At 52.9% G+C, this 26,456-nt stretch carries 26 protein-coding genes; 12 read left to right on the top strand and 14 right to left on the bottom strand.

The features are described 5' to 3' along the window. Nucleotides 1–216 precede the first annotated feature (216 nt). Nucleotides 217–1,344: a cyclopropane fatty acyl phospholipid synthase gene (gene cfa / locus F608_RS0110525; protein WP_022665599.1), complete on the top strand. Its 1,128-nt coding sequence runs from the start codon at nucleotides 217–219 to the stop codon at nucleotides 1,342–1,344. Between the two features lie 57 nt (nucleotides 1,345–1,401). On the opposite strand, the gene F608_RS0110520 is transcribed toward cfa, so the two are convergent. Beyond that, nucleotides 1,402–1,608 carry a hypothetical protein gene (locus tag F608_RS0110520; protein WP_022665598.1) on the bottom strand — a complete coding sequence of 69 codons (207 nt, stop codon included), beginning with the start codon at nucleotides 1,606–1,608 and terminating at the stop codon, nucleotides 1,402–1,404. 222 nt (nucleotides 1,609–1,830) lie between these two features. Here F608_RS0110520 and F608_RS0110515 point away from each other — a divergent pair, with 222 nt between their 5' ends. The 3 genes from F608_RS0110515 to F608_RS0110505 are packed head-to-tail and all read left to right on the top strand — an operon-like array spanning nucleotide 1,831 to nucleotide 2,808. Next, complete coding sequence (locus F608_RS0110515; RefSeq protein WP_027362647.1) at nucleotides 1,831–2,232, top strand: type II toxin-antitoxin system RelE/ParE family toxin; 402 nt, start codon at nucleotides 1,831–1,833, stop codon at nucleotides 2,230–2,232. Next, nucleotides 2,207–2,497, top strand: coding sequence for a hypothetical protein (locus F608_RS0110510; protein WP_022665596.1), 291 nt, complete (start codon nucleotides 2,207–2,209; stop codon nucleotides 2,495–2,497). The genes F608_RS0110515 and F608_RS0110510 overlap by 26 nt, the downstream gene beginning before the upstream one ends. A gap of 11 nt (nucleotides 2,498–2,508) precedes the next feature. Then, entirely contained in the window at nucleotides 2,509–2,808 is a 300-nt protein-coding gene (locus F608_RS0110505) for an MTH1187 family thiamine-binding protein (protein WP_022665595.1), read from the top strand. Between the two features lie 20 nt (nucleotides 2,809–2,828). On the opposite strand, the gene F608_RS0110500 is transcribed toward F608_RS0110505, so the two are convergent. Further along, nucleotides 2,829–3,731, bottom strand: a complete 903-nt coding sequence (locus F608_RS0110500) for a hypothetical protein (protein ID WP_022665594.1) — start codon at nucleotides 3,729–3,731, stop codon at nucleotides 2,829–2,831. A gap of 230 nt (nucleotides 3,732–3,961) precedes the next feature. On the opposite strand from F608_RS0110500, the gene F608_RS0110495 reads away from it, so the two are divergent. From F608_RS0110495 to F608_RS0110485, 3 genes are read left to right on the top strand one after another with little or no spacing between them, the layout of a single operon-like run. Continuing rightward, complete coding sequence (locus tag F608_RS0110495) at nucleotides 3,962–4,546, top strand: TetR/AcrR family transcriptional regulator (protein WP_161626844.1); 585 nt, start codon at nucleotides 3,962–3,964, stop codon at nucleotides 4,544–4,546. A 5-nt stretch (nucleotides 4,547–4,551) separates the two neighbouring features. Next, on the top strand, nucleotides 4,552–5,889 hold the full coding sequence (locus F608_RS0110490; protein WP_161626843.1) for an efflux RND transporter periplasmic adaptor subunit: 1,338 nt from the start codon (nucleotides 4,552–4,554) through the stop codon (nucleotides 5,887–5,889). 16 nt (nucleotides 5,890–5,905) lie between these two features. Further along, nucleotides 5,906–8,956 carry an efflux RND transporter permease subunit gene (locus F608_RS0110485; RefSeq protein WP_022665591.1) on the top strand — a complete coding sequence of 1,017 codons (3,051 nt, stop codon included), beginning with the start codon at nucleotides 5,906–5,908 and terminating at the stop codon, nucleotides 8,954–8,956. Between the two features lie 128 nt (nucleotides 8,957–9,084). On the opposite strand, the gene F608_RS0110480 is transcribed toward F608_RS0110485, so the two are convergent. Beyond that, nucleotides 9,085–9,396: a DUF4387 domain-containing protein gene (locus F608_RS0110480; protein WP_022665590.1), complete on the bottom strand. Its 312-nt coding sequence runs from the start codon at nucleotides 9,394–9,396 to the stop codon at nucleotides 9,085–9,087. Beyond that, complete coding sequence (locus tag F608_RS0110475; protein ID WP_022665588.1) at nucleotides 9,393–10,766, bottom strand: acyclic terpene utilization AtuA family protein; 1,374 nt, start codon at nucleotides 10,764–10,766, stop codon at nucleotides 9,393–9,395. Before F608_RS0110475 ends, F608_RS0110480 begins: the two co-directional genes overlap by 4 nt. Before the next feature lie 724 nt (nucleotides 10,767–11,490). Here F608_RS0110475 and F608_RS0110465 point away from each other — a divergent pair. Continuing rightward, complete coding sequence (locus F608_RS0110465) at nucleotides 11,491–12,015, top strand: thioesterase family protein (RefSeq protein ID WP_244154261.1); 525 nt, start codon at nucleotides 11,491–11,493, stop codon at nucleotides 12,013–12,015. Nucleotides 12,016–12,089: 74 nt separating this feature from the next. Here the strand turns inward: F608_RS0110465 and F608_RS0110460 are convergent, their stop codons facing one another. The 7 genes from F608_RS0110460 to F608_RS31460 form a co-directional block, all read right to left on the bottom strand. Then, nucleotides 12,090–12,608 carry an FKBP-type peptidyl-prolyl cis-trans isomerase gene (locus F608_RS0110460; protein WP_022665585.1) on the bottom strand — a complete coding sequence of 173 codons (519 nt, stop codon included), beginning with the start codon at nucleotides 12,606–12,608 and terminating at the stop codon, nucleotides 12,090–12,092. A gap of 183 nt (nucleotides 12,609–12,791) precedes the next feature. Continuing rightward, entirely contained in the window at nucleotides 12,792–13,550 is a 759-nt protein-coding gene (locus F608_RS0110450) for a phytochelatin synthase family protein (RefSeq protein WP_022665584.1), read from the bottom strand. A 214-nt stretch (nucleotides 13,551–13,764) separates the two neighbouring features. After that, nucleotides 13,765–15,918 (bottom strand): hybrid sensor histidine kinase/response regulator, encoded by a 2,154-nt coding sequence (locus F608_RS34640; protein WP_051148520.1) that lies wholly within the window; start codon nucleotides 15,916–15,918, stop codon nucleotides 13,765–13,767. Beyond that, nucleotides 15,919–16,491: a DUF1638 domain-containing protein gene (locus F608_RS0110435; RefSeq protein WP_033398099.1), complete on the bottom strand. Its 573-nt coding sequence runs from the start codon at nucleotides 16,489–16,491 to the stop codon at nucleotides 15,919–15,921. A gap of 22 nt (nucleotides 16,492–16,513) precedes the next feature. Then, nucleotides 16,514–17,542 carry a uroporphyrinogen decarboxylase family protein gene (locus tag F608_RS0110430; RefSeq protein ID WP_027362644.1) on the bottom strand — a complete coding sequence of 343 codons (1,029 nt, stop codon included), beginning with the start codon at nucleotides 17,540–17,542 and terminating at the stop codon, nucleotides 16,514–16,516. Between the two features lie 7 nt (nucleotides 17,543–17,549). Next, nucleotides 17,550–18,209: a cobalamin B12-binding domain-containing protein gene (locus F608_RS0110425; RefSeq protein WP_022665582.1), complete on the bottom strand. Its 660-nt coding sequence runs from the start codon at nucleotides 18,207–18,209 to the stop codon at nucleotides 17,550–17,552. Between the two features lie 447 nt (nucleotides 18,210–18,656). After that, on the bottom strand, nucleotides 18,657–19,673 hold the full coding sequence (locus F608_RS31460) for a ribose-phosphate diphosphokinase (RefSeq protein ID WP_022665581.1): 1,017 nt from the start codon (nucleotides 19,671–19,673) through the stop codon (nucleotides 18,657–18,659). 172 nt (nucleotides 19,674–19,845) lie between these two features. On the opposite strand from F608_RS31460, the gene F608_RS34635 reads away from it, so the two are divergent. Beyond that, a complete protein-coding gene (locus F608_RS34635; RefSeq protein ID WP_022665579.1) occupies nucleotides 19,846–20,844 on the top strand; it encodes a dimethylarginine dimethylaminohydrolase family protein in 999 nt (332 codons plus the stop codon). Between the two features lie 34 nt (nucleotides 20,845–20,878). On the opposite strand, the gene F608_RS0110405 is transcribed toward F608_RS34635, so the two are convergent. Continuing rightward, nucleotides 20,879–21,379: a hypothetical protein gene (locus tag F608_RS0110405; protein WP_022665578.1), complete on the bottom strand. Its 501-nt coding sequence runs from the start codon at nucleotides 21,377–21,379 to the stop codon at nucleotides 20,879–20,881. A gap of 142 nt (nucleotides 21,380–21,521) precedes the next feature. On the opposite strand from F608_RS0110405, the gene F608_RS31450 reads away from it, so the two are divergent. From F608_RS31450 to F608_RS0110390, 3 genes are read left to right on the top strand one after another with little or no spacing between them, the layout of a single operon-like run. Next, nucleotides 21,522–22,745: a two-component system sensor histidine kinase NtrB gene (locus F608_RS31450; protein WP_022665577.1), complete on the top strand. Its 1,224-nt coding sequence runs from the start codon at nucleotides 21,522–21,524 to the stop codon at nucleotides 22,743–22,745. Nucleotides 22,746–22,774: 29 nt separating this feature from the next. Continuing rightward, nucleotides 22,775–24,121 (top strand): sigma-54-dependent transcriptional regulator, encoded by a 1,347-nt coding sequence (locus F608_RS0110395; RefSeq protein ID WP_022665576.1) that lies wholly within the window; start codon nucleotides 22,775–22,777, stop codon nucleotides 24,119–24,121. A 22-nt stretch (nucleotides 24,122–24,143) separates the two neighbouring features. Continuing rightward, nucleotides 24,144–24,686 (top strand): archaemetzincin family Zn-dependent metalloprotease, encoded by a 543-nt coding sequence (locus tag F608_RS0110390; protein WP_022665575.1) that lies wholly within the window; start codon nucleotides 24,144–24,146, stop codon nucleotides 24,684–24,686. On the opposite strand, the gene F608_RS31445 is transcribed toward F608_RS0110390, so the two are convergent. Then, nucleotides 24,615–25,604, bottom strand: coding sequence for a glycine cleavage system protein H (locus F608_RS31445; protein ID WP_022665574.1), 990 nt, complete (start codon nucleotides 25,602–25,604; stop codon nucleotides 24,615–24,617). The genes F608_RS0110390 and F608_RS31445 overlap by 72 nt on opposite strands. A 431-nt stretch (nucleotides 25,605–26,035) precedes the next feature. Next, nucleotides 26,036–26,239 (bottom strand): cold-shock protein, encoded by a 204-nt coding sequence (locus F608_RS0110380; protein WP_027362639.1) that lies wholly within the window; start codon nucleotides 26,237–26,239, stop codon nucleotides 26,036–26,038. Nucleotides 26,240–26,456: the final 217 nt, after the last annotated feature.

The following is a 26,456-nucleotide window of genomic DNA, read 5'->3' as shown; positions in this document are numbered from 1 at the left end:
TATTCTCTCCTGCTTTTCAGGGACAACTATCTAATTTGTCATTGAGAAACAATTGAAATCCTCTTTTTTTTATGGCAAAATATAAGGGCCGATTTCGCCGGAACTTCAGCAAACCTCATTCCAACGGCGACGGCATTGTTTTTCAAGGCGGTCACAAGCCTTGATCTTAAACTTCTTTTACAGAAGCGATAAAAAGACTGGAAAGGAAGGTGAGCCATGAAAGCAAAAAAAACTGTAGAAAACATTTTAAATCCAATGGACATCCAAATAAACGGAGACCGGCCCTGGGATATCCAGGTCAACAATCCCAGGTTCTATAAACGGGTGATGGCCGGCGGGTCCCTGGCCCTTGGAGAAAGCTACATGGACGGATGGTGGGACTGCATTTCCCTGGATGAGTTCTTTAACAGGCTTCTTCAGCGACGCATCGATAAAGCGGTCAGACCCGTGAGCCCGGGAGCCATATGGGGCGAGATCCGGTCAAGACTGATCAATGTTCAGAACAGGACCCGGGCCTTTATCATCGGCAGACGCCATTACGATATCGGCAACCGGCTTTTTGCCGCCATGCTGGACAGGGGCTTGAATTACTCCTGTGCCTATTGGCACAAAGCAAAGACCCTGGACGAGGCCCAGACCCGGAAACTGGATCTTATCTGCCGGAAAATTGGGCTGAAGCCGGGAATGACGGTTTTGGATATCGGATGCGGCTGGGGCGGGTTCGCAAAATTTGCAGCCGAAAACTACGGGGCCAGGGTAAAGGGCATCACCGTCTCAAAAGAACAGGCACAATATGCAAGAGAGGCGTGCAAGGATCTTGACGTGGAGATCTCTTTGACCGATTACCGGACAATGAGTGAGAAATTCGATAGGATTGTCTCCATTGGAATGTTTGAGCATGTGGGCTGGAAAAATTATCCCACATTCATGAAAGTCGTCCAAAGGTGCCTCCATGATGAAGGACTCTTCCTGCTCCACACCATTGCGGGAAACACCCCCTCCAAATCAACGGATCCCTGGATCAACACCTATATTTTCCCCAATTCAATGCTGCCCTCGGCCAGCCAGATCTCCCAGGCTGCCGAAGGCCTGTTCGTCCTTGAGGACTGGCACAGCCTGGGCCATTACTACGATCAGACCCTCATGGCCTGGTATCAGAATTTTACCCGGAACTGGAACCGGATCAAGGATGGATACGACGGCCGCTTTTTCCGTATGTGGACCTATTATCTCCTGACCTGTGCGGCCAGTTTCCGGTCAAGGCGGAATCAACTCTGGCAGATCGTGTTCTCCAGAAAGGGCATAGAGGGTGTTTTCCGGACCGAGGGGAATCTGTTTGTATGAAACAGCAAGGCTTTTTGACCCGGTCAAAAAGCCTTGCCGTCCACGAAGGGCAGGGGGTTATGAGGGAAAATCTATTTCACACTGGTCATTGAGATGGAGCCTGAAGATGATGACGGCCAGGGCCAATACAGGCAATGCCATGATAAATCCGAATACGGGGAGAATGGTAACTCCGATAACCAGCAGGCCGAGTGCAGCACCCAGTGCGAGAAATCCGATAAAATATTTTGAGATCCTCTGGGAAACACAATTATTTGATCTCATGGTGGCCTCCTTGTTTTTTTTTGTTTAGGCAACTTATGCCTTATGTAAAAATATAAGGCATAACTTAAAAAGTTCAAGCCAATTTTTTGCAGACCCTGATTTTCCTGGATAAAACCTTTTCCCCTGCCGGGAATTCTGGTAAGAGTAATGCCCGGGGCAGAATCAACCCGGAAATTGCAAATTTTTTATGCAGGGCCGGAGTACAAAGAAGAAAAGGGGAATATGGAGCGGAAATGGCAGATCCTGTTTTGTGATGAAATGGCCCGGGCCTGTCCAATAACCGATTTCATCAATCAGTGCACACCGAAAAACCAGGTAAAGGTTCTCAGGATCCTGTCCCTCCTGGAAGAGCACGGCCCCACGCTGCCCAGGCCCTATGCCGATACCCTCCATGACGGGATCCATGAACTCAGGTTTACCCTGTCCCGGGAGCGGGTGAGGGTTCTCTATTTTTTCTGTTACCGGAAGTTTATTGTTCTCTACTATGTATTTTTAAAGAATACTCGAAAGGTCCCGGAGAAATTTATCAGAAAAGTCATTGAATACCGGGAAAATTTTCTGGACAGGATTCCCTTTCAGACCCTGGAAAAGGCCGGTCGTGCTGTTTCTGAAACAGATCTTTGACCACAGGATGGCATCAAAGGAGTTTCAGCAACTCTACCAAAGAGAGTGCCATATCTGTTCCACTACCATGAAACTGGTCTCGGTCATGGAGAAGGACAGGGATGCTCTCCCCGGCATCCTGAATTCCCTTGATATCTCCTTTCAGAACTATGAAAACATCAGACAGGGGGAAGACTGCAATCCCCGGGTTGTGGAGAGGCTCTGCCGCCACCTGGGAATCGGGGAACCCGGACTATTTAAAAACTGCCCTCGCTGGCCAAAATAAAGGAAATGAAGATGAAGGTGATTATTGATCTATGTGTGGTCCCCTTAGGTGTGGGACTGTCCGTATCAAAGTATGTGGCGGCCTGTCACAAAGTCATTGAGGCGGCCGGGCTGGAATCCCAGCTCCATGCCTATGGAACCAATATCGAGGGAGAGTGGGATCAGGTCTTTGCCGCGGTAAAGGCCTGTCATGAAAAAGTCCATGAAATGGGGGCTCCCAGGATCACCACCACCATCAAGGCCGGGACCCGGACCGACCGGGACCAGACCATGACGGATAAGATCTCAAGCGTGGAGGAGAAGCTCCGGTAAAGATCCTTGCCCTTGTCCGCTTACCCCTCTTGATTCTCCATTAGGACCTGCAGAATTTCATCGATTTTTTCCTGGGCGCCTTTGGCATCCAGGGTGCATCCGCCTGCCCCGGCGTGTCCGCCTCCTCCGTAACGGGCAAGAAGCCTGCCCACGTTGACCCGGCAGTTCCGGTTGAAGATGCTGCGGCCGATGCTGATCAGAACCTGGGATTTGTTCTTGTCTTTATACCGGATCTTCAGGCTGGCAATGGTGTCGGGAAACAGGGAATAGGTCAGGAACCGATTGCCCGAGGGGACAACTTCAAGGGGCCTGAAGTCTGTCACGGAGATCTGTCCGTGGATCCGGGTATGGGTCTTGAGGTGGCCGGTGAATTCGGCATTTTCCCGGATCACCCCTTCGCAGCGCCTCCGGACCTCAGGATCCTGAACAGGGGGTTCATCGGGCCGGGTTCTGAGCAGGGAGACCAGGCGGTTCCAATAGTCGATATCCTTATATCCCTCGTTTTTGATGGTCATGGACAAAAGAACCCAGGGGTAATTTTCCGGTGTTTTGACCTGGTCCAGGGTCAGATCGGCGGAATCGATCATATCCGTGTTTTCCACCAGCTCATCAAAACGGGAGGTCAGTTTTCCAAGGGCCTTGTAATATTCATACACAACCCCTGCGGCAGAAGGGGCGATATCAAAGGCGCCCTTGAACTCCTGGTCCGGCTTGTTGGATACATGGTGGTCAAACCAGAGGGAGGATTTCGGGTGCCAGGGCAGATTGGCCAGGATGTCTCCCTCCCTTATATCGGCCTTTTCCCCCTGGATTTCACCGGGCTCGATCCATAAAATTTTGGAACTCAGATCCTTTTCCAGGGCCTCAAACAATAGAACGGCGCAGACAATGCCGTCAAAATCCGGCCGGGTTACGATTCTCATAAAAACAACCTGTGGTGTTAAGGGTTTGCGAAAAAGATATTGATAGATCATTGTCGGGAATTTATCAAGAAAGATTTATGGATTGTTCTTGACAATTCAAAAAGATTCCGTATTATTTTATCTCAAATGAGATAAAAATGTCTCATTTAAAATGATAGTGTTTTTTGAAAAACAGGGAATTCCGGGAATCCCCTGTCCGATTGGGACACAGGATACGAATGAGGGGAAGTATGGCACAAAATACCAGGGAAAAAATTATCCGGCAGGCCATTGCCTGCATTGCACAGAATCCCAACGCCTCCCTGGAAGACATTGCCGAGGCAGCCGGAGTGGGACGGGCCACCATCTACCGTCATTTTAATTCCAGAAATGATCTGAGTGTGGAATTAAAGATCACAGCCGGCAAAAGGCTTACGGACACCGTCGCCCCGATCCTTGAAAGCGGACTTTCGGCCCTGGAAAAGCTGGCCTCCATCGTGGAAAAATGTATTCCCCTGGGAGCCAGTCTCCATGTGATCTCCTATTTTAACCTGGTCTGCAAGGAAGATGATCCCCGGGTCATGGAGATCTATGAAAAGCATCTGGAGCAGATGCGGCAGCTGGAAACGGAATTAAAATCCCAGGACGCGGTTCACCAGGACATTCCCCAGGCCTGGATCATGGCCAGTCTGGAAAGTCTGGTGTTTGCCGCCTGGGAAAAAATAGAGTCCGGGGATATCGCCCCCAATGCCGCACCCGGACTGGTCCTTGGTACCTGTCTCTCAGGTCTGGGCACGACCCGGGCTCTGGATTGGATCAAACAGCATAAGGAATAATGGAAATGAAGAAAAAAATATGGCTGGGCCTGGCCGCCGGGATCGGAATCTGTGTTCTCTGCATATTGATCTGGCACTACAAAGTATCTGAAGACACCAAAGGATCGGTCTGGGCCAATACCTCGGGAAACGTCCTGGAAGACCGGGACAACAGATCCGGATCCGGTCCGGGCAAAAGGGTGGATGTGGTCCATCCCTGGCCCGTGGAGGACGGACTTTTGATCACCCTGCCGGGAAGGGCCCGGGCCAGCCGCCAGGCCACCCTGTTTTTCAGGGTTTCCGGCCCCCTTCACCAGGTCCGGGTCAAGCCCGGGGATAAAGTGAAAAAAGGGGATCTCATGCTCCGGCTGGATGACCGGGACTACCTGCGCCGGGTCCGGGCCGTACAAAGCCGGCTGAAATCGGCCCGGGCCAATCTGCTGAAGATGGAGAACGGAGCAAGGGCCGAGGATATCCGGATCATTGAAGCCTCCCTGGAAGCGGCCCGGGCCGATCTGGACCTGGCTGAAAAAGAGCTGAAGCGGTATGAAACCCTGTATAGGAATGCAGCGGTTTCCGAGCAGAATCTTGACCGGGCCAGGAACAATGTCAAGCTTCTTCAGGCCAAGACCGTCTCCCTGGAACAGCAGCTGGCAAGGGACAGAACAGGGGCCAGGAAAGAGGATCTCCTGGCAGCCCGGGCTGGAATCGAAGAGCTTGAGGTGGAGCTGGATATTGCCAGGGACCAGCTCAACGACACCCGTCTTGTCGCCCCCTTTGACGGGGTGGTGACCCGCCTGATTCCCGATGCATTTGAAATGGTGACCCAGGGACAGCCGGTCCTGACCCTGGATAATATCGCCACCCTTGAAATTCCCGTGGATGTCCCTGAAAACCAGATTCATCTGTTTCTGGAAAAAGAGAAGCCCAGGACCTATAAGGCCCGGTTCCTGACCACGGGGCCTCGCCCCTTTGAGGCAAAACTGGCGGAGTACGCTGCCCGGGCAGATCAGACCACGGGCACCTATGAATTTGTCTTTTCCGTTACCCCGGACAGCCAGGGGGTCATTTTTCCCGGGATGACATCGGAGATCAGTGTCTACGGTGCCGCAGGAGATGAAAAAAAAGAAAAGCTGGTCATTCCCCTTCTGAGCCTTACCGGGGTTTCGGGAAATTCAGCCCAGGTATTTCTCGTGGACCGGGAAACCCGAACCGCCCAAAAAAGAGGGATCGTTTTTCAGGGCCTGGACGACAGCGAAAATGTGGTGGTCCTTGAGGGGCTGGCCCCGGAAGATCTCATTGTGACCGGGGGGAGTTCGTTTATCCGGCCGGGGCAGGCCCTGGAATTCAAACTGCCAAATTAAAGGAAATCCATCCAAGATGAAATTTGCCTCTGCCGTACTCAAAACCCGGGTCATCAGCATTTTATTGTCCGTTCTCCTGGCCGGATTCGGGATCATTGCCTACCAGAAACTGGGCCGGCTGGCCTATCCGGATTTTACCATTAAGACCGCCCTGGTGGTGACTTCCTATCCGGGGGCCTCTCCCCGGGAGGTTGAAAAAGAGGTGACCGACAAGATCGAGCAGGCCGTCCAGAGCATGGGGCAGCTGGACTATGTCACCTCCATATCCCAGGAGAGTCTCTCCATTGTCTATGTGGAAATAAAAGATCAGGTCAAGGGCTCCCAGATTCCCCAGGTCTGGGACGAACTGAGAAAGAAGGTCGGGGACATGGCCGCAGCCCTGCCCCCCGGGGCCGGGCCCTCCATGGTCAGGGATGATTTCGGGGATGTGTTCGGGGTCTATTTTGCCATCTCCGGGGAAAGCTATTCCAGCCGGGAACTCAAGGAGTATGCCAAGTATCTGAAAAAGGAGCTTCTCCTGGTGGATGAGGTGGCCAAAATCGATTTCTGGGGAGAGCAGACCGAGGTGGTCTATGTGGAGTTTGCCAGATCCAGACTGTCTGAACTCGGCATATCTCCTGATCTGATCTTTGCCACGCTGGCCTCCCAGAATCTTGTCTCTCCGGCGGGCAAGGTCAAGCACGGCCCCAATTATATCCGGTTCAGTCCCACCGGGGAGTTCTCCGGTGAACAGGCCATTGCCGACCTCTATATCACGGGCGGGGACGGCAGGCTTTTCCGCCTGGGAGACATTGCCCGGGTCTATCGGGGATATAAGGAGCCCACAGTCCAGAAAATGCTCTTCAACGGCAGGGAAGCCGTAGGTCTCGGGGTTTCCACGGAAAAGGGAGGAAATGTAGTGCGCATGGGAGCCGCGGTCATGGAGAAGATCAAAAGTCTTGAGTCCATGAAGCCGCCCGGGATGAATGTGGATCTGATCAATTTCCAGGCTGCCCGGGTGACCCAGTCCCTGAACGAGTTCATGGTTAATCTGGTGGAAGCCGTGGCCATTGTGATTCTCCTGCTTCTGATCTTCATGGGGCTGCGGTCCGGGCTTCTCATCGGAGGGGTATTGCTTTTGAGCATCCTGTCCACTTTCGTGGGTATGTGGCTTTTGGATATCACCCTTCAGTTGATTTCCCTGGGCGCCCTGGTTCTGGCTCTGGGCATGCTGGTGGACAACGCCATTGTGGTCACCGATGTATTCCTCATCGGCCTGGCCCGGGGTCTGGACCGGAAAGAGGCGGCCATGACCGCCGTGAAAACCACCATGTGGCCCCTGCTGGGCGCCACCCTTGTGGCCATCCTGGCCTTTGTGCCCATCGGGCTCAACCCCAGCAATACCGGGGAGTTCTGCCGTTCTCTCTTTGATGTTATGGCCATTTCCCTGCTCTTTTCCTGGATTTTTGCCATCACCGTTACCCCGGTTCTCTGTGTAAGATTCCTCAAAAAACCGTCCACAAAATCCAATGACCCCTATGATACCCGGTTTTACCGGGTTTTTCGCGGGGTTCTCCACGCCTGTATCCGGAAACGCTGGATCACTCTGGCCGTCCTTATGGTGGTTCTGGTCTGCGCTGTCATGGGGTTTCAAAGGGTCCCCAAGTTCTTTTTCCCGGAATCCACCCGGAACCAGTTTACCGTGGATTATTGGCGGGCCCAGGGAACCCATATCAACGAGGTGGAAAGGGATGTAAAACAGATCAACGACTATATCCGCTCCCTTAAAGGGGTGGATTCGGTGACCGCCTTTGTGGGAGAGGGTTCATTGCGGTTTGTCCTGCCCTATAACTACCATACAGCCAATACCAGCTATGCCCAGCTTCTGGTCCAGGTGGATGATTATCATCATGTCACGGACATGCTGCCCAAAATCCGGGCCTATATATCGGAACATTTTCCGGATTCCGAGTTCAAGGCGGTGAGATTCAAGGAGGGGCCTCCTGTAGAGTATGCCGTGGAGGCCCGGTTCAGGGGACCCGATGCCGGGGTGATTCAGGAGATCGCCGACCAGGCCAAGCAGATTCTCCATGACATTCCCCAGGCCGTGAATGTCCGGGACGACTGGCGTCAGCCCGTCAAGGTTTTCAAACCCGTATTCACGGAAACCCGGGCCCGGTGGGCCGGAATTTCCCGCTCGGACATCAGCAAGACTTTTTTATGGAATTTTTCCGGCATGACCGTTGGAATTTACCGGGAAAAGGATGAACTCCTGCCCATTGTCTCCCGCCCCCTGCCCGATGAAAGGGCTTCGGTATCCAACTTCAACAGGATCCAGGTTTACAGCCCCGCCCTGAACCAATACCTGCCCGTGGAGCAGGTGGTGGACCGTCTGGAACTTGCCGAGGAACTGCCCCTGATCCAGCGGCGGAACCGCATGCCCACCATCACGGTTCAATGCGACCCGGCCTGGGGCCAGGCTGCGGATCTTGAAAAAAAGGTCCGTCCCCTGATCCAGGCCCTGGAACTGCCCCCCGGGGTGTCCCTGGAGTGGGGAGGCGAGTCCGAGGAAAGCGCCAAGGGACAGGCGGCCATTAACGCCTATTTCCCGGCCTGCCTCCTGGGAATGTTCATCCTGGTGGTCTGCCTGTTCAACGGGCTGAAAGAAGCGGTGATCATCTTTTTATGCATCCCCTTTTCCTTTGTGGGAGTTACCCTGGGGCTGCTCTCCTTTTCCCTGGCCTTCGGGTTCATGTCCATCCTGGGTTTTCTGGGGCTGACGGGCATGCTGGTCAAGAACGCCATTGTTCTCCTGGACCAGGTTTCCGAAGATGTGGAAAAAGGAAAAACCCGGTACCAGGCGGTCATGGACGCCGCAGTCAGCCGTCTGAGGCCGGTGACCATGTCTGCCGGCACCACCATCCTGGGCATGGCGCCTTTGTTGTTCCATCCCTTTTTCGCCTCCATGGCCGCCACCATCATGGGGGGGCTTCTGGTGGCCACAGGGTTGACCCTGGTGGTGGTCCCGGTGCTCTACTCCCTGTTTTTCAGGATTAAAAAGGAAGAGATGAAGCTGGAACATTCATAGGGTATTTTTAATCATTAGGATTTTGGTTCGAGTTCAAGGTGCAGGAAAATTTTAACCGGAAGAATATAGGTAATATTTTGAGGATTAAAATTTTACTGCAATGAAGAAATCGGGCCAAAAGACAATGATTAGAGGTCAAATTCCCAGTTCATCAGGGGAATATGCTGCTGGGCCCCGTAGATGTCGGTGTCGCCGTGGCCTCCGGAAACCACGGGCCGCCGGAGGGTGATCTTCAGGGCATGGGCCGGTTCAAAAAAGATCACCGACTCAATCTCGTCCACGGGAACTCCGTAAAGACGGGCTGCGGTTTCCCGGGTCACGAGCCCGGATTCCTTGAATTCTTCGTAAAGTGTCCTCTCCTTGAACAGAATATCCAGGGTCAGGAGAAAAGGACCTGCGTTCTTGCTCCGGATCACCCGGGCCATGTCTTTCAGTTTCATTGTCCGCCTCCTTGAATCATTTCACAGGCCAGGGGAAAGAGATTTTCCCCGGCCGTCTCCATCAGGTGATAGATGGAAAAACGAAAGACCTGCCCGGCCGGGATGTCGGAAGGGGAAAAGGGAAAGGCCAGGTTCCCGGCCGTGGCCACCCTGCCTTCATAGCCGTAATGGAGCAGGGTGGAGCGGAACAGGCTGCACAGGGTGTCGGCCTGCTCCTGGGTGTCTCCCAGGGCTTCGATGAGAAGTCCCAGCTCATGGGCCTTTGTCTGCAACGGCTCCAGGTTCCCCATGACCCCCCGGGCTCCGTAGAGGCTGACGTGGATCCTATTGTCCAGTTCCATGTCCGGGAAAAAGGACTCGACCTGATGTTTCACTGCTGCAAGCACCGGGTCAATGGAGTCAATGAGAAGGGGATCCCGGATCCCGGCCACGGAAACAGTGCGGAAACCTGCCAGGGTCGCACCTTCCAGTTTCACAGTCTCTTTTTCCGAAGATTCAAACCGGGTCCCGGAGACCCGGACCATTCCCTGGTCCAGCTCTTCAAAACGGGATTGGGTCAGATCCAGGGAGCCGCCCGGGCCGTGGAGATGATAAGGATCGGATTTCTCGTACAGGGAATGGGCTGCCACGGACATCCGGGTGAACTTTCGTTCCGGGTTTAAGGGCTTGAGCACAAAGGCGTTCGGCTCAAGAATGCCCAGGGCGCAGTCGGAACCCGATCCGGGGGTGGCGGCAATGGCCGCGCATTCCAGGATCTTTCCCATGTGAAGGGCCAGTCCCTTGTCAAAGCCCTTTATCACGGCCAGGGCGGCAAAGGGGGCCGGATCATAGGCCCGGCCGGCCAGGATGACGTCACATTCCTGGTCATGGGCGGCCATGAAAGGTTCAATGCCCATCTGGGCCACGATATGGGAGGCACTCTCAATGATATCCGGGGTCAGGGGCTCTTTGTGATCCAGGGGGGTGATCCGGTTTTCGGCCAGAGCCTTTTTCAGGGTTTCTTTGGGGATGTCCCCGGGGACGAGTCCCAGTTTCAGGGTGAGATTGTTTTCCCGGGCGATCTCCCGGACGATCCCGGCACACCATGCCAGGTGGGGAGCGGCGCCGGATCCGCCGGAAGTTCCCACGGCTACCGGGATTTTTGCCGTAAGTCCCGCCCGGATCATAATGGAAAGATCCCGTTTTACCCCTTCTTTGTCGGTAAAGGACTTGCCGCATCCCAGGTAGTGGGGGCCGGGGTCTGTGGACCCGCCGTCCACGGCAATGAGATCCGGGGATTCAGCCATGCCCCTGTCAAAGGAGTCTTTTGGGAATCCATATCCCAGTATGGCCGTGGGGGAGAGTACCTTAAAAACTTTTTCTGCTGTCATCTGCACCTTCCAGTGAGTGTCGTTATGTCCAGGGTAAGGGTATCCCATACCCTGAGTCTGATTTCAAGCTCTAAACAGGGCCTGGGTCCGGGAACTTCGGGAACTTCGAATCCTTCGTGGTTTTCTCCTATTTTCTCACACCACGAAGGCCTCGAAGGCCGCGAAGAAGGGCAATTTTTCATGATCAGATGACTGGCCTATAGTCCAAAAACGAGAAATGTTTCCGGGGCTGAAAACTCAAGGAACCGCATCCAAGAATATATGGCGGTTCTTAAAAGTATGTTCCTTTATCTTTGCCTTGGATTTGGACTGAGCCCAGGCCCAGGGAGGAGCAGAGGTTTTCGCGGATTGGATTCCTTCGGGCGGCATGACGCCGCTGGAGAAGGGATCCCTCCTCGGAGAAAATCATGGACGATTTTCGAGAATGAGCGCAAAAGCTTTGCTCCTCCCGGCATGAATCGGTATGTTTTTTTAGAGCAGCTATGGATGTTTCGCCGGCTGCCGGCATGGGTCTTCCACTCCATTCTCCCCGGCCTGTCCTGGCCGGGTTCCGAGGAAGCCGGCGGTAATCCCCGTCCATGGGGCCGGCCGGCATATACCGTTCCAGACCCATACCGGCAGCCTAGGACCCTGGGGAATTGGAAGTCCGGATCCTGTTGCTCCGTGGAAAACCGGCTTGACAGATCATGACCCCCTCTGAAATGATGGAGCCGGGATGTTTGGCATGGAAGCATTTTCGTTTGAAATTCTCAACATCTGCCAAAGCGCCACTTTCCCGGTGGATGCGGCAGAGTCCCAAAGGAGGAGGAAGATGAAAGAGACCTTAAAGCCGGGCATTGAACATGAGTTTTCATTCACAATCACCGAATCCAAGCTGGTGCCGGCACTCTATCCGGAGGCCGAAGAGTTCAGGGTCATGCCCGATGTCTTTGCCACGGGCTACATGGTGGGGCTGATTGAATGGGTCTGTATCCAGGCCCTGAACCCCCATCTGGACTGGCCCGAAGAGCAGAGCGTGGGAACCCGTATCGACGTCAGTCACCTGGCGGCAACACCGCCCGGGCTGGAGGTTCTTGTCAAGGTCCGGCTTGTGGAAAAGGAGGGGCGCCGTCTGGTCTTCGAAGTGGAGGCCCATGACAGCCTGGACCTCATTTCAAAGGGGAGGCACGAACGTTTCATCATCAACAAGACGAAATTTGATCTGAAGCAGGAAGAAAAGATCCGGGCTGCCGCAGCCCGGGATCATTGATTTTTAAAAAAGGGTCCGGAAAAAATAAAAGTCCCGGGCGATCTGCCCGGGACAGGGAATTTTAAGAAATTTTTTTAGTGATCGCAGCCGCCCTCGCAGCCGGTACCGCAGTCTTTGGCATCGGTACCGCAGCCGCAGCCGCAGTCCTGGGCCGGGGGCTCCAGGCCGGTCTGGGCAATGGTGATGTCAAATTCCAGGGTCTGTCCGGCCAGGAAATGATTGATATCCATTTTAACGGATTCTTCACTGATCTCCATGACCCGGGCCGGCACAGGCCTGCCGTTGGGATCCTGGAGCTGGAGTTCAAGACCGACTTCCAGGGGGATCTCATCGGGAATATGAACCCTGGGAATATCCACAAAAGCTTCCTCGCTCTTGGGGCCGTATCCCTGTTCCGGGGGAATGGTCACGGTTTTGGATTCCCCTTTTTTCATACCCACCACGGCCGTGTCAAATCCCGGGATCAGCATGCCGGCCCCCACGGTAAATGTCAGGGGCTCTCTGCCTTCTGAAGAGTCAAAGATATCCCCGTTTTCCAGTTTCCCGGTATAATCCACTGCTATGGTGTCCCCTGATTTAATCGCTTCCGTCATAATGGCTTCCTTTCAGAATCTTTTTGGTCCGGCTGATTCTGATATCCTGGCCCCTGCCCCTGAGGGAACGGGTCAGGTGATTTAAAAAAACATCCCCCTGGCAGGGGGGATGGCGTAAATTAGGAATAAGATAAGAGTAAAATCTGTTTTGTCCAATTTTTATTCCCCGGGCAGGGCCGGGGTTTATTGGAGCCGGATATGGATATATCCTCCCCGGCCGTATCCAAAGAGGCGGAACATGTGATAATAGTGGGTGGAAATTCCTTTGCAGAACCTGGCAAAAGAGATCTCATAGGGCTCAATCTGGGAAGGGTCCACATCCAGCAGGGTCACCCTGCCGGTCTGGAGATCAAATCCCCCCACCGGGGAAATATGGGGGATGTTCAGCTCCCGGAGAAAAGATCCCTGGTCAAAATGGGCAATGATGATGGAGTTGCCCAGGGTTTCAAACTCTTCCAGTCTTTTTCTGAGGGTTTTTTCAAAGTGTTTTGAATTTTCTGATCCGGCACCCACCGTTTCAATGGAGGCATAGGGAATCCTGTAGGTCTCCAGGGCTGAACGGGTGATATTGCCGAGGATATCAAGGGGAAGACCCCGCTTGCCCCTGTATCCGTTGGGTCCCATCCTCTCTTTCCAGTGGGCGGTTCTCACCCTTTCAAGGATGTCCTGCTGGGTAAGGGGGGGATCGGGCAGGGACCCGTTCCTTTCCAGCAGGGTGTTGACCACGCAGACCACACTGGCCACGGAGCAGGAAGATTCGTGGAACTGCTTGACATGGTGGCGGAAGAGTCCCTCTTTAATGGGATTGTCCGTTTTTTTGCAGCAAGCCTCCATTGGTATGGCTCCGTCGCTTCCAAAGGTCCCGGTACGGGTGAGTTTATGGAAATGATACCGCAGGATCAGGACGCTGCGAACCAGGTACTTGAGAATGAGTATCTTCATTGTTGAAAAAATCCGTTTTTGCCATGGGTGTTTCCCCTGCCGGAACCGCCTGAAACAGAATCCCGTTTGAGATCCGGATCCAATCTAATTAAAATGACAATGAAATTTTATCTGTCAATGAGATGAACGCCTCTTTGTCAGGTATAACGGCGGAATGGAAGATACAGAGCCCGGAATGGTCTTGTTTCCAAGGCCCAGGGTATCCTGGTATCGTTCAAGGGCCATTCAACAGCGGACTCTCTTTATCCAGCACATCCCTGACCTTTTCGATGAGAGCCTTCTTTGAAAAGGGTTTTTGAATAAACTCCATCCCCTCATCCAGAACCCCGTGGTGGGCGATGACGTCGGCGGTGTAGCCGGACATGAACAGGCATTTCAGATCCGGGAACAGGTGCTGAAGCTGCCGGGCCAGATCCCGGCCGTTCATTTTGGGCATGACCACATCGGTGATGAGCAGATCAATCCGGCGGTCATGGGATCTTCCGATTTCAACGGCTTCTTGGGGATCCGAAAAGCCGAGTACCGTATATCCCTGGCGTTCCAGCATCATCTTTGTCATTGTCAGTATGGCTTTTTCATCTTCCACCAGGAGAATGGCGGCCTCCCCCATTTCATGGCTTTCTTCCCGGGAGGTCTCTGCTGCCTGGAAAGGTTTTTCGCCATGTCTGGGAAGGTAGATCTTGAAAGTGGTTCCCTGTCCGGTTTTGCTGTAAACATTGATAAAACCCTCATTCTGTTTGACGATTCCGTATACCGTGGCCAGTCCGAGGCCCGTGCCTCTGCCGTCACCCTTTGTGGTGAAAAAGGGTTCGAAGATGTCTTTTTGTGTTTCTTTTTCCATGCCGTGACCGGTGTCGCTGACACAGATCATTACGTACTCACCGGGTCTGAACCCCTCGTGCTCCCGGCAATAGTCTTCATCCAGGGTTATATTGGCCGTCTCGATGATGATTTTGCCCACATCGGCGATTGAGTCCCTGGAGTTGACGCAGAGGTTGGCCAGGATTTGGTCGATCTGGGAAGGATCCACCTTTACGGTCCATAGATTCATCCCGGGCAGCCAGGCAAGGAGGATGTCTTCGCCGATGAGCCGCCGGAGCATATTCAGCATTCCCTCTATGGCATCGTTGAGGTCAAGTACTTTGGGGGCAATGGTCTGTTTGCGGGCAAAGGCCAGAAGCTGCCGGGTCAGGTTGCTTGAACGCTCGGCCGCTTTTTTTATCTCCCTAAGATTCTCAATGGAAGGGGAGCCCGGAGCGGCATCCTCCAGAATCATCTCCGTGTTCCCCAGGATAATGCTCAGCATATTGTTGAAATCATGGGCCACCCCTCCGGCAAGCCTTCCCACGGCCTCCATCTTCTGGGCCTGGCGAAGCTGTTCCTCCATTTTCCTGAACTCGGTGATATCCGTTGCGATCTGGAGCCGGACCAGGCGGCCGTCGGTCCATTTGATGGCACGGTCATGGTTGATGTAGAATTTTCCCGTGATGGGATTTTTGTCATGCCAGACACAAACTCCTTTGGGATTCCCGGTTTCATCGATCAACTCATCATTGGTACAGCAAGAGCACTTGCCGGTTTCCCCCCGGAAAGCCTCCCAGCATTTTTCACCGGTCAGATCCCGGCCAAAGTTTTTGATCATATGCTGATTCATGAAAAGAACCTCAAAGGTTTCCATGTCCGCCACATATATGGTGGCGTCAATGCTGTCCAGGACCGTGACAAACCTTTCATGGGAAAGCCGGAGGGTCTCCTCGGCCTGCTTTCTTTCCGCAATCTCCTTTTCCAGCTTCCGGCTTTCGGTCTTCAGGGCGTCATAGGCGGTTTTCAGTTTAGAATCCGTGACGATCTGATTTCCCAGGGCCAGCCCGATATAGCCGGCAATGATCTGCAACTCCTTCTTGATCTCGTCCGTATATTTGATGAAGATTCCGTCCAGTTTCAGGGCGCCGATCAGATTCTCCCCGGCCGATAAAGGAAAGACCCATGAATGGATGGGTCCGGCAAATCCCTTGATCTTTACATCAAACCGGTCTGTTAATTCATCGGATTCAACCAGGCTGCGTGATGACAAGGCCTGGCTCACGAGGGGGTCGTCCATGGCCGAGATCTTTGTGGGGGAAGTGTTGATGTCGGAATAATACCAATCATCGTTGAGAAGATAATAGATGATGACATTGGCTCCGCCGATGGCCTCCATAATCGTCAGGATCGCTTTTTTGACCATGTTCTCCAGCCCCCTGACCGAGGCAAGCTCGGTCAGGATATCAGAGACGATCTGAAGTCGTGATTTCTGGCTTGCAAGGATCTTGAGGCGTTCGCGGAGTTCTTTGATCTGGCCGGCGCCGTTTTCATCTGAATCGTTCATTTACATTTTCCGTATATCTGAAAGCATCTGTGACAGTTTTTTCTCCAGGTGTTCCAAGGAGATGTTCAACCATCCAAGGGGGAGCCCCAATTGCCGGCTGATGTCTTCTGCTTCGGCGGTAAAATCTTTGGAACAGGGGGTTTTAATGCCGAGGAGGCGGGTATGCTCCATGGTGAAAATTTCTTTGATGATCTCCGGATTCCGGCCAAAGGCCAGGCCGGTGATGAGACCCCAGCGCCTTGACCAGTCTTCCATGATAAAAAAGGCGCCCGAGGATAAGTGGCGTTCAAATACCTCTTTGCCCAGGAGGATCTCAACACAATTCTGTCCGGCCGTCCGGACGGCCTTCCCCTTTTCCATGAAAGAATCCATCCTGGGGTGGCAGGTCCCGTAAAACACCCCCTTGGGTGAAGGCCCGAAGTGGCTCAGGGCCCTGACCAGGCTCTTCTCCAATTTTTCAAAATCGATATGCAGGGATGAGCATAGGAAATGGGATTTGAGGGGCCATTTGTTCTTTTGGATCAGATATTCAATTTCCTGTTTAAGGATCCCGCAGCCCACCAGGGGGATCATTTTATTTTCCCGTCTTTTTATTTTAATAGGTTCCAAATCGATGGGCCGCCTCAATCATGGTTTTTATCTTTTTGTCCGGAATGGCAAAGGGCATGACCAGCGTTCCAAAGACAAATCCGCCTCCTTGGGCCCCTTGATCCATCATCTGTCTGACCTGGGCCTCAATCCTTTCCTCCGGCCAGTCAATGAGTCTGACATCATTGATGGCCGCCGCAACCAGGGCCCGGCCCGCAACGATTTCCTTGGCCTGAACAATGTCATCCATGGGATGAATATAGAATACACCTGCCCCGGTGTGCTCAAGTATGGGTTTGATCATGGGATTTAAGAGTCCCCCTCCGTTGAAATAGACAATGCCCCGGGGCCCCAGGGCATTGATGTCCCTCTTGATCCATTCCAGGGCCATGGCTTCAAACTGGGCGAGGCTGATAAAACTGGCCGTTGCAACTGGGTTTGAATAGGCGATCATATCGACTCCTGCCTGGAACAGTGCCTTCATCTTCATGATGCAGAAATCAGAACATTTTTTTAGAAGAAGCTTTCTTGTTTTTTCCGGACCCGTCAGCATCAGGTCCAGCCAGCCGTCCATGCCCATTAAAATGGGAGGCATGGAAAAAGAGCCGATCACCGTTGACAGCACCGGACACTCGTCTCCTTTTTCCCGCTTGACGATTTCAATGGTTTTCACCTGCTCTGCAAAGGGTTTTGTATCCAGCAGGCCTGGGTCAATGACCAGGTTTTCTATATCTTTTTCGGTCTTTATGATGAGATGCCCCACATTGGGCGGGCCGTCCTCCACAAAAACGGTTCTCCTGGACCCCAGCATCTCCGAGTCCCTGGCCGTATAATGGGCCCCCCATATGTGATCGTAGCCGTATTTTTCGTAGAGCCGGATCTGGCCTTCGGCCACATATTCTCCCCGGGAATAATACTCTTTTATGGGCATTCCCAGCTCTTTAGCGCCCTGTTCGAAAAGATTGCAGACCACGGGAACCCGGTCCGGCTGCCGTCCTTCCATCAATGCACCGAATCTTTGTTTGGGTGTCAGCATAATCTCCTCATGGGACCAGGTTTTCAATGATCTTCACGGCCTCAATTCCGTTCTCTGCAAAGGCATCGGCCCCCACGATCTCATACAATTTATGATCAAACTGGTAGGGAGCCCCTCCCACGACCAGCTTGATCCGGCCCTCAAGATCTCTTTCCCGTAAAAGTTTCCTCACCCCTGCGGCCCCTTTTTCTCCCCTTGCCGAGTGGACCATCATGGAAGAAACCCCGATGACATCGGCATCCAGCCGGACCGCTTCATCAACAAATTTTTCCGGGGCCACGTTGATGCCCAGATCATGAACTTCAAACATGTGGGCCTTGAGGCATCCGGCGACGATCTTTTTTCCCAGACCGTGGAAATCCCCCATGGCCGTACCCAGGAGAATCCTTCCTTTTTTGGCCTGTTTTTTTGCAAACAGGGGAATCATGGCATCGGTGACTTCTGCGGAAACCTTGGAACAGATAAAATGCTGGGCCAGTGTGGCATCCTGTTTCTCGGTCAGATCCGTCAACAGCCGTTCAATGGTAGGCACCACGATTTTAAATACGATTTCTTCGGGTTTGATGCCGTTGTCCACAGCGGTTTTGACAATTTCAACGGCCTTGTCCCGGTTCGAATCAAACACGGCATTGTAATAGGTTTCCAGAATCTCTTTCAGCAGTTTCATATCGTCCCCTTTTAAAGGGTTGTTTCAGACCGGCAAATGGTCTTTCGGCTCCATTTATGGGTTGCCGGATAATTTGAATCCCCACTGTATTCCTACGATTAAACTTTTCCCGTGTCCTGCAATCAAATCAAAATTTTAATTTTTAGAGGGAGTCTTTAGATTTGATTTGATTGAAACGATTATCGGCGAAACGTTTTTCAAAGGGATTCATTTTGAAGTATACATAAAAAGAAAAGGGAAGGCAAAAATTTTATCCTCCCGGCCTGAATCCGGGATGATTCAAACTTACATCAATAACTATGTAAAGAAGGCGTCCGGGCTTTCGATTCTATTCTTCAAGGATTTTTCCAAGGTTTCAAAGGTCAGGAGGAAAGATCTGTTTGAAAAGTACTCCCAGTCAAAATTTGCCAGAAAAACCGGCTGGGACAGGCTGATGCTGGCCTCTCATCAATTTGCACCGGCAGACTGGGCCGGCTCTTCCCTGAAAAGGGCGCTGACGCTTTCCCCGGTGTGGATTCGCTGGATGGCCCGGGCAAACAATTTTGCCGTTGAAACCACCTTGAGGTTTGGAAATTGTTTTTCCTCTGGAATATGGACCGTGTTGGAGACCACGATTTCGGTGATGGATGCCTCTTTCAGGTTCTGGACGGCCCGGCCGCAGAGGACCGGGTGGGTGGCGCCCACAAAGATTCTTTTCACTCCGGCTTTTTCAAGGGTTTCCACGGTGGAGACAAGGGTGGATCCCGTGGAGATCTCATCGTCAAAGATGACAGCGTCCCGCCCGCTGACCTCTCCCACGACCAGCCCCTGTCTCACGGCCGTATCGCTGATCCGCCGTTTGTCAATGATGGCCATGGAGACATTGAGGTGCTGGGCAAACCTTCCCACTCTTTTGGCCCCTCCGGCATCCGTGGCCACCACCACTGTATTGGAAAGATCAAGGGTGTCCCGGAAATAATCGCAGATAAGGGGCATTGCCGTGAGGTGGTCCACGGGCATGCTGAAAAAGCCGTGGACCGAGTCGGCATGAAGGTCCATGGTCAATACCCGGTTTGCCCCGGCGGTTTTCAGCAGGTCGGCAATGAGCCTTCCGGCAATGGAGATCCTGGGAGCATCCTTTTTATCCGATCTGGCATAGGAATAGTAGGGGATGACAGCGGTGATCCGCCTGGCCGAAGCGCTTCGAAGGGCATCCAGGGTGATCATGAGTTCCATGATGTGGTCGCTGGCCGGCTGGGTAAAGGACTGGACCACAAAAACATCTTTTTCCCTTACGCTTTCCTGGATCTGGACAAAAAGGTTGTCGTTTGAAAACCGGGAGGCCGCAAGCCGGCTCAGGGGAATGCCGATATGTTCACAGATTTCCCGGGCAAGGCCTGGATTGGCCCCCCCGGAAAACACCTTTAAATCATTTTCCACTATTCGCTCCCGTCCGTTAGGGGTTCTTTCCAGAATTTCTTTCATAACAATTTCATTGGAAAAAGGCCAGCCGGGAACGCATTTGGATTCCCATGACCGTTTCTCCGGGCAATCCGGACCGCCGTTTATGCTGAACCATGGGTTTCCCCTTGCAATATTCAATGCCGCCGGATAAAAGCGTAAGAAAAAAATAATCTTTCATGGTCTAGGAGATTTCATGGGAAAAGAGATATCCGGAAAAACAGACAGGCAAATATCGGCCAGACCCCTGGCCGACTCCTTCGGCACGGCTGCCTTTGGCGGACAGGGATGGTCAGGGAGGACTTTGACCCATGGGCAGGAGATCGGGGGGCTGTGGGCGGACTGCGGCATGGATACCGAATGGCAGAACCTGAAAAGTGTGCTGGTTCACCGGCCGGGAAAAGAAATGGAAATTCCAAAACAGCAGGTCAATGAACTCCAGTTCGCAGAGGCCCTGGACCTGGGAAAAGCCCGGGAAGAACATGAAGGCATGGTAAACGCCTATCAGAAGAACGGGGTAAAGGTCCATTTCCTGGAGCCCAATCCCTCCATGACCCCCAACCAGATCTTCTGCGCCGATCTCTTTGCCATGACCCCGGAAGGGGCCATCCTGGCCCGGCCCGCCTCCACGGTAAGGGCCGGGGAGGAGCGGTGGGTGGCCCAGACCCTGGCCAACCTGGGGATTCCCATCCTTAAAACCCTGACCGGGACCGCCACATTCGAAGGGGCCGATCTCATGTGGCTGGATCCTGAAACCGCCGTCATCGGCCGGGGCCTGAGGACCAATTCGGCAGGAATTGACCAGATCTCCTCGCTTTTGAATGAGCTGGGCATCACGACCCTGGCCTTTGATCTGCCCTACGGGACCATGCACTTCATGGGCATGCTCAGGATGGTGAAAAAAGACCTGGCCTTTGTCTGGCCGAGAAGAACCCCCCACGGCCTGGTCCTGGCCCTCAGGGAGAGGGGGGTTGAGGTTCTGCCCCTGCCTGATCTTGGAGAAGCCGTGGCCAACATGGCCTTCAACTTTGTGGTCCTGGGACCGGGCCGGATCATGCTGGGGGATAAAAATCCAAAAAGCATTGCCGGATACGAGGCTCTGGGAATTGAATGTACGGCTCTGTCCGTGGATGAACTGCGAAAGGCCAACGGCGCCATGGGATGTATGACCGGGATACTGGAGCGGAAAAAATGATAGCCGACAGGGAGAAGGCAAAAAGAAACCGGGTCTATTCGGGTTCTTCGGGAATGGGGTAGGATACCCCTCCCAGGATCAGGCAGAGGCTTTCCCGGTCCGGGGCCAGGAACCGGGAGATCTTGACCAGGGCGTTCTGGGCAAACTTGATACGATGGTCCGGCCCCTGGACATAGAGGCTGTCGTCCCGGGTAACGAGTTGCCCCGGATCCAGGATCATGGTTTTGCCCGTGTTCAGAATCAGGGTCAGGTTTTTCGCATCCTCCCGGATATCAAAGACAAACAGGGCCGTGTCCTCATGGGGGAAATAGACCTTTTCCAGGAACCCGTCCCGGGTCTGGCGAAGATGGTATCCCCTTTCATCCTTTTGAATGGATTCGTGGAAATAGCGGATGATCTTGGGATGCTCGAATTTTCCGTGCTCATTATGCCAGAGTCCATTTTTATCCATCCAGAAAACAGCATCTTCCTTTGGAATGATAATGACTTTTTCTTCTGATTCCATGGGCCCGGTATTTTCGTCTTTATCCTTCATAGGAACCTTTATCTATCGTAAAATCGTGCTGTGAACAATCTCTTTTTACACCGGCCGGGATTTGATTTTGGTTTTCCCTTTCATTTCAAAATCTTAAGTGATATTCTGATTCCGATCTTGGGATAAATCAGGGGATATTAACATGGAAGAAAAAAACCAGATCCCGGATAATAAAAAAGCTTCCCAGAACCTGGTTGAGATGACCCGGCGCCTGGAATCAACTGAAAAAAAACTGACTGCAGAAAAGACCTTTTCCAACTTCCTGATTCAGGAAAGCACGGCGGCCATCGTGATCCTGGATACGGATTTCACGATCATCCATGCCAATGAGGCCTATCTGAAAACCGTCAACAAATCCAGGGAAGAGGTCATCGGCGCCAGTTGCCATGAGATTTCCCACGGGGTAAGCGTGCCCTGTTCCAGCGCCTTTCCCGGGGTGAAATGTCCCATGGTGGAGACGCTCCGGACCGGGGAGAATGTTCATGTGATCCATGATCACAAGGGGCCCGACGGCAAACCCGTCTACTGCAACCTGAACACCTACCCCATAAAAGATGAGGCCGGGGAGGTGGTGGAGGTCATTGAATTCTGGCGGGATATCACCGACGAATTTTCCAACCGGTGGGATAAACAGGTCAAAAAAATCAACTCCAATATCCAGAAGCTGGTCCAGGAGGACCGGATGATTTCCCTGGGCAAGCTTGCTGCAAGCTGTGCCCATGAGATCAACAATCCCATCCAGGGGCTGCTGACCTTCAGCCATCTCATGATGGATATCCTCAGCGAGGGGGACCTAAGCGCTGAATCTTTGGAAGAGTTTAAGGATCATCTTTCCCTGATGGCCAGGGAGCTGGAGCGCTGCGGCAACATCGTTTCCGGACTCCTTTCCTTTTCCCGGGAATCCAGCGTGGAGTATAAGCAGGCCGATCTGAATGAGATCATCAATTCCGTCCTCTCCCTGACCCGCCATAAGCTGGCCCTTGGAAACATCGGCCTGATCATCGATCTCTTTCCCGAGCCCCTGATGCTGGAAGGCGACATCAACCAGCTCCAGCAGTGTTTCCTCAATCTGATCTTTAATGCCCTTGAGGCCATGCCCGAACAGGGCCACCTGACCGTGGTTTCCAAACCCGACCTTGACCGGAACCAGGCCATTATAGAAATCAGGGATACGGGATACGGGATTCCCGAAGAGAGCCGGAACAACCTGTTTGATCCCTTTTTTACAACCAAATCCCAGGGCCAGGGAACCGGTCTGGGATTGTCCATAGTTTACGGTGTGGTAAAAAATCATAAAGGAACCATAAAAGTCGACACCAGGGTGGGAGAGGGTACGGCATTTATTTTAAAATTTCCCTTGTCCTGAGTCTCTTCGCACCTGTGATGGAGCAGATCATGGATAAAAAACTGAAGATCATGGTCGTAGACGATGAACTCATCGTCAGGGAATCCCTTTTACACTGGTTCAAAAAAACCGGCCATGGGGTTGAAACGGCCGGTTCCGGGGAAGAGGCCCTTGAAAGGCTCGAGCAGAATCCGTTCCAGCTTTTGTTCGTGGATATAAAAATGCCGGGAATGGACGGCCTGGAACTGCTGGAGAGGGTCAAGGAGGAGTATCCCGAGACCCTGGTGGTCATCATAACGGCCTTCGGCTCCATTGAGTCGGCAGTAAAGGCCATGCGCATGGGCGCCAGCGATTATCTGCTCAAACCCTTTAAACCGGACCAGCTCTCCCTGGCCATGGAAAGGATCCTTTATCAGCAGCAGCTGACCTTTGACTATCAATATCTGAAGGGCCGGGTGGAAAAGATGACCCGGTTTGACAATATCATCGGGCAGTCTCCCCCCATGGAGGCGGTGTTTGAGCTGATTCCCGAAATTGCCGTCAGTGATTCCTCTGTCCTGCTCACCGGGGAAACCGGAACCGGCAAAGAGCTGGTGGCAAAGGCCATCCACGCCAAAAGCCCCCGGGCCCATCTGCCCTTTATCGCCATCAACTGCGGAGCCCTGTCCGACGCCCTTCTGGAGAGCGAACTCTTCGGGCATCAGAAGGGAGCCTTCACCGGTGCCGCCCATACCCGGAAAGGCTTTCTGGAGGCGGTTTCCGGCGGAACCCTGTTTCTGGATGAAATCGGAGAAATCAGTCCCAGGATGCAGGTGGACCTGCTCCGGGTGCTGGAAGAGAAAAAAGTGACCAAGGTGGGCAGCCGGGAGCCGGTGGATGTGGATTTCCGTCTGATTTCGGCCACCCGCCGGGATCTGGAAAAGAGAATCGAGGAAGGGGTATTCAGGGAGGACTTTTTTTACCGTATCAATATCATCCGGATCCGGATTCCTCCCCTGCGGGAGAGAAAAGAGGATATCCCCCTGCTCGTGGAGCATTTTCTGGAAAAATACAGCCATGAAACCACCAAATATGTGGACCGGGTCAAGTCCGGGGTCATCCCCCTTTTAAAGGAATATGACTGGCCCGGGAATGTGCGGGAACTGGAAAATGCCATGGAAAGAGCCGTTGTTCTGAGCCGGTCCAGGTCCCTGGGAACAGAGGATTTTTCTTTCTTACGGCCTTCCCGGAACCCGGCTTCAAAACCCATGTCCCTGAAGGAGATCCAGAATGCCCATACCCTCCGGGTCCTGGAAGACCAGGACTGGAATATCACCCGGGCCGCCAAGGTCCTGGGCGTCAACCGGGTCACATTGCATAAGATGATCAAGCGGGAAAATCTGAAGAAAAGCGGCTAAACGTACCGGGGAAAGCCTATCCATGGAAATGACCCAAAGATCTGTTGGAATTCTGCCCCTGGGTGAGGTTCCCGGGCTCGTGCTGAAGATCATGGCCGCCCATATCCTTGCCTATGCGGATCTGCCGGCAAAGATCCTTCCTTCCCTGGAGACTCCCCATTTTGCCCTGGATAAAAGACGGCTTCAATACGATGCCGGGGGGATATTAAAGATGCTGGAGTCCAGAGGAATCAAGGGGTGCACAAAAGTAGTCGCCGTGATGGACCAGGACCTTTTTGTCCCGGTTTTCACCCATGTCTATGGAGAGGCAAGACAGGGAGGGAATATGGCCCTGGTATCCCTGTTCCGGCTGGACAAAAATCCGGACGGCTCGACTCCCGCATCTTCGCTTTTTTATGAACGGGCCGCTAAAATCGCCCTCCATGAACTCGGCCATCTTTTCGACCTCTTTCACTGCAACGAGAGCACCTGCCTGATGCACTTTTCCGGGGATCTAGAAGACCTTGATCGGAGTTCTTTTTCCTTTTGCCGGCATTGTTCTGTCGGTCTTCGGTTCCATCTCTGACTTTTCCGTGCCCAGAAAGGTCCGGGTCAGCACATCCCATCCGATTTCAGGGAAAGCTCCGGCCACGTCCCTGACCGGCTCGCCACCGGTGGCGGCCAGGTTTTCATACTCCGGTCCCATGAGCTTCAATAATTTCTGGCTCTCCTGATCCGTCCACTGGAGGCTTTTTCTGCCGTAGAAAAGTCCCTTGAGATTTCTTTTGGGCATCTCCGGTTCAATGATATAGAGCCAGCCCTGGTGAAAAGGATCTTCATGGGTGATTTCAGGATGCTCCCGGGCCTTGTGATTCACCGCCAGAACGGTTCCGGTGATGGGGGAGAGAACCGCGGCTCTTTTGTCTCCCCGGCCGAATGTCAGGCAGATCTGGTCTTTTTTCAATGAAGCCCCGAGGGGCGGGAGGGAAAGATAGGTAATGGCCCCGAAAAGCCTGACCATGAAATCGTCAAATCCGGCCCGGATCCTTCCCCCGTGCTCAAACCGGGCCCAACTGTGTCCCATGTGATAATAATAGCCCCGGGCCAGACGAAAACCCGAAGCCCGGTCATAGCCGGGGGGGGAACTCAGCTCTGCCGTATCCATTTCATCCAGCATCTGATCAAAAGAGCAGTGAAAGCATTCATAGTTCAGGGTGCAGATCTTGGGTGCATCCACACGGCCGGTCAGGGCGTGACGGCAGGGTCGGGAAGATCCCCGGTAATTTTTCCTCAGCTGGTCCGCCCATTTGGATGGTTCCTTTTCCCGGACCCCGGGGCTGACCCGGGACATGCTTTTCTGCATACCCTTGTCAAAGGGGCAGTTCTGGCAGTCATAGACATTGTCGCAGAGCCTGAAATTGACAATGCCGGCCTTCATCCAGATGCACTGGTCTTCCACCACCCGGAATCCCTTGACGCTTTTTTTTGCTTTTGAAAGTTTCATTTTACCCCCTCCTTTTATAATGAGTCCCTGTATCCGCAGGATAGTGCAACACCGGTGCCAGGGGCTGGAGGATGAAAGGGGGGTATGGGGAAGTTGCTGAAATAACGAGTAATTTGATCCAAGCGCAAACCCGGGAGCAATGGAGGGAAAGATCGGTTCCGGCAGAGACTGATTAAATTGGCTACATGGGTTCCCCGCCTTTTGAGGGAAAAACCGGCAAACCCTTGATCCTCTAAGAGGAAAAGACCGTAAAAAATAGCTACACCCGGTGTAGCCGATGGCCACACCCGATTCTTTTCATTGGCATTCCGGCCTGTAAATTTGAGGACTTCTCTTCCATGCGGTTGTATTTGATAATAAGTGAAAAATGAAAAAGCCCCTGAGTAATAATTTACTCAGGGGCTAAAATGTCACAGAGATAAAATGGTATTTTAAATCACGGTCACATTTGCAGCTGATGGCCCTTTGGCACCCTCTTCAATGTCGAATGATACTTGATCCCCTTCATTGAGAGTTTTAAAACCTGCTGCATTGATGCCTGAATGATGGACAAACACATCTTTGCCACCACCTGCATGTTCAATAAATCCAAAACCTTTTGACTCGCTAAACCATTTTACGATACCGTTTGACATATAGTCGTTCTCCTAAATAAAAATAAAAATAAATCGTCTCGATCTTAAAGAATAGTCACTGATTACTCGGGGAAAATACCTAAGGAAGAAACTCAAGCACGTTAAAGTCGTGCAATGGCTGTAGAGCATACAGTAATGGGTGAGTATGTCAAGGGAATTAAATTTTAATTGTTGCGCTTAGAAAGTAAGATCATGATTTTCTGTCTTCCGTATGCCC

The sequence above is a fragment of the Desulfospira joergensenii DSM 10085 genome, from assembly GCF_000420085.1.
Classification (GTDB): Bacteria; Desulfobacterota; Desulfobacteria; order Desulfobacterales; family Desulfobacteraceae; genus Desulfospira; species Desulfospira joergensenii.
Note: the sequence above shows the minus strand (reverse complement) of the source record. Positions and strands in the feature narration are given on the sequence as shown.

Excerpts from the sequence above, each read along its gene's own strand:
- F608_RS0110495 (WP_161626844.1), top strand. The coding sequence starts at position 3,962 with ATGGCACAAAATACCAGGGAAAAAATTATCCGGCAGGCCATTGCCTGC.
- cfa (WP_022665599.1), top strand. The coding sequence starts at position 217 with ATGAAAGCAAAAAAAACTGTAGAAAACATTTTAAATCCAATGGACATC.
- F608_RS0110485 (WP_022665591.1), top strand. The coding sequence starts at position 5,906 with ATGAAATTTGCCTCTGCCGTACTCAAAACCCGGGTCATCAGCATTTTA.
- F608_RS0110520 (WP_022665598.1), bottom strand. The coding sequence starts at position 1,608 with ATGAGATCAAATAATTGTGTTTCCCAGAGGATCTCAAAATATTTTATC.
- F608_RS0110380 (WP_027362639.1), bottom strand. The coding sequence starts at position 26,239 with ATGTCAAACGGTATCGTAAAATGGTTTAGCGAGTCAAAAGGTTTTGGA.
- F608_RS0110430 (WP_027362644.1), bottom strand. The coding sequence starts at position 17,542 with ATGCTGACACCCAAACAAAGATTCGGTGCATTGATGGAAGGACGGCAG.
- F608_RS0110460 (WP_022665585.1), bottom strand. The coding sequence starts at position 12,608 with ATGACGGAAGCGATTAAATCAGGGGACACCATAGCAGTGGATTATACC.
- F608_RS0110490 (WP_161626843.1), top strand. The coding sequence starts at position 4,552 with ATGAAGAAAAAAATATGGCTGGGCCTGGCCGCCGGGATCGGAATCTGT.
- F608_RS34640 (WP_051148520.1), bottom strand. The coding sequence starts at position 15,918 with ATGAACGATTCAGATGAAAACGGCGCCGGCCAGATCAAAGAACTCCGC.
- F608_RS0110500 (WP_022665594.1), bottom strand. The coding sequence starts at position 3,731 with ATGAGAATCGTAACCCGGCCGGATTTTGACGGCATTGTCTGCGCCGTT.
- F608_RS0110465 (WP_244154261.1), top strand. The coding sequence starts at position 11,491 with ATGGAAGCATTTTCGTTTGAAATTCTCAACATCTGCCAAAGCGCCACT.
- F608_RS31445 (WP_022665574.1), bottom strand. The coding sequence starts at position 25,604 with ATGAAACTTTCAAAAGCAAAAAAAAGCGTCAAGGGATTCCGGGTGGTG.
- F608_RS0110395 (WP_022665576.1), top strand. The coding sequence starts at position 22,775 with ATGGATAAAAAACTGAAGATCATGGTCGTAGACGATGAACTCATCGTC.
- F608_RS34635 (WP_022665579.1), top strand. The coding sequence starts at position 19,846 with ATGGGAAAAGAGATATCCGGAAAAACAGACAGGCAAATATCGGCCAGA.
- F608_RS0110405 (WP_022665578.1), bottom strand. The coding sequence starts at position 21,379 with ATGAAGGATAAAGACGAAAATACCGGGCCCATGGAATCAGAAGAAAAA.
- F608_RS0110450 (WP_022665584.1), bottom strand. The coding sequence starts at position 13,550 with ATGAAGATACTCATTCTCAAGTACCTGGTTCGCAGCGTCCTGATCCTG.
- F608_RS0110505 (WP_022665595.1), top strand. The coding sequence starts at position 2,509 with ATGAAGGTGATTATTGATCTATGTGTGGTCCCCTTAGGTGTGGGACTG.
- F608_RS31450 (WP_022665577.1), top strand. The coding sequence starts at position 21,522 with ATGGAAGAAAAAAACCAGATCCCGGATAATAAAAAAGCTTCCCAGAAC.
- F608_RS0110390 (WP_022665575.1), top strand. The coding sequence starts at position 24,144 with ATGGAAATGACCCAAAGATCTGTTGGAATTCTGCCCCTGGGTGAGGTT.
- F608_RS0110425 (WP_022665582.1), bottom strand. The coding sequence starts at position 18,209 with ATGAAACTGCTGAAAGAGATTCTGGAAACCTATTACAATGCCGTGTTT.
- F608_RS0110435 (WP_033398099.1), bottom strand. The coding sequence starts at position 16,491 with ATGATCCCCCTGGTGGGCTGCGGGATCCTTAAACAGGAAATTGAATAT.
- F608_RS31460 (WP_022665581.1), bottom strand. The coding sequence starts at position 19,673 with ATGAAAGAAATTCTGGAAAGAACCCCTAACGGACGGGAGCGAATAGTG.
- F608_RS0110515 (WP_027362647.1), top strand. The coding sequence starts at position 1,831 with ATGGAGCGGAAATGGCAGATCCTGTTTTGTGATGAAATGGCCCGGGCC.
- F608_RS0110475 (WP_022665588.1), bottom strand. The coding sequence starts at position 10,766 with ATGACAGCAGAAAAAGTTTTTAAGGTACTCTCCCCCACGGCCATACTG.
- F608_RS0110480 (WP_022665590.1), bottom strand. The coding sequence starts at position 9,396 with ATGAAACTGAAAGACATGGCCCGGGTGATCCGGAGCAAGAACGCAGGT.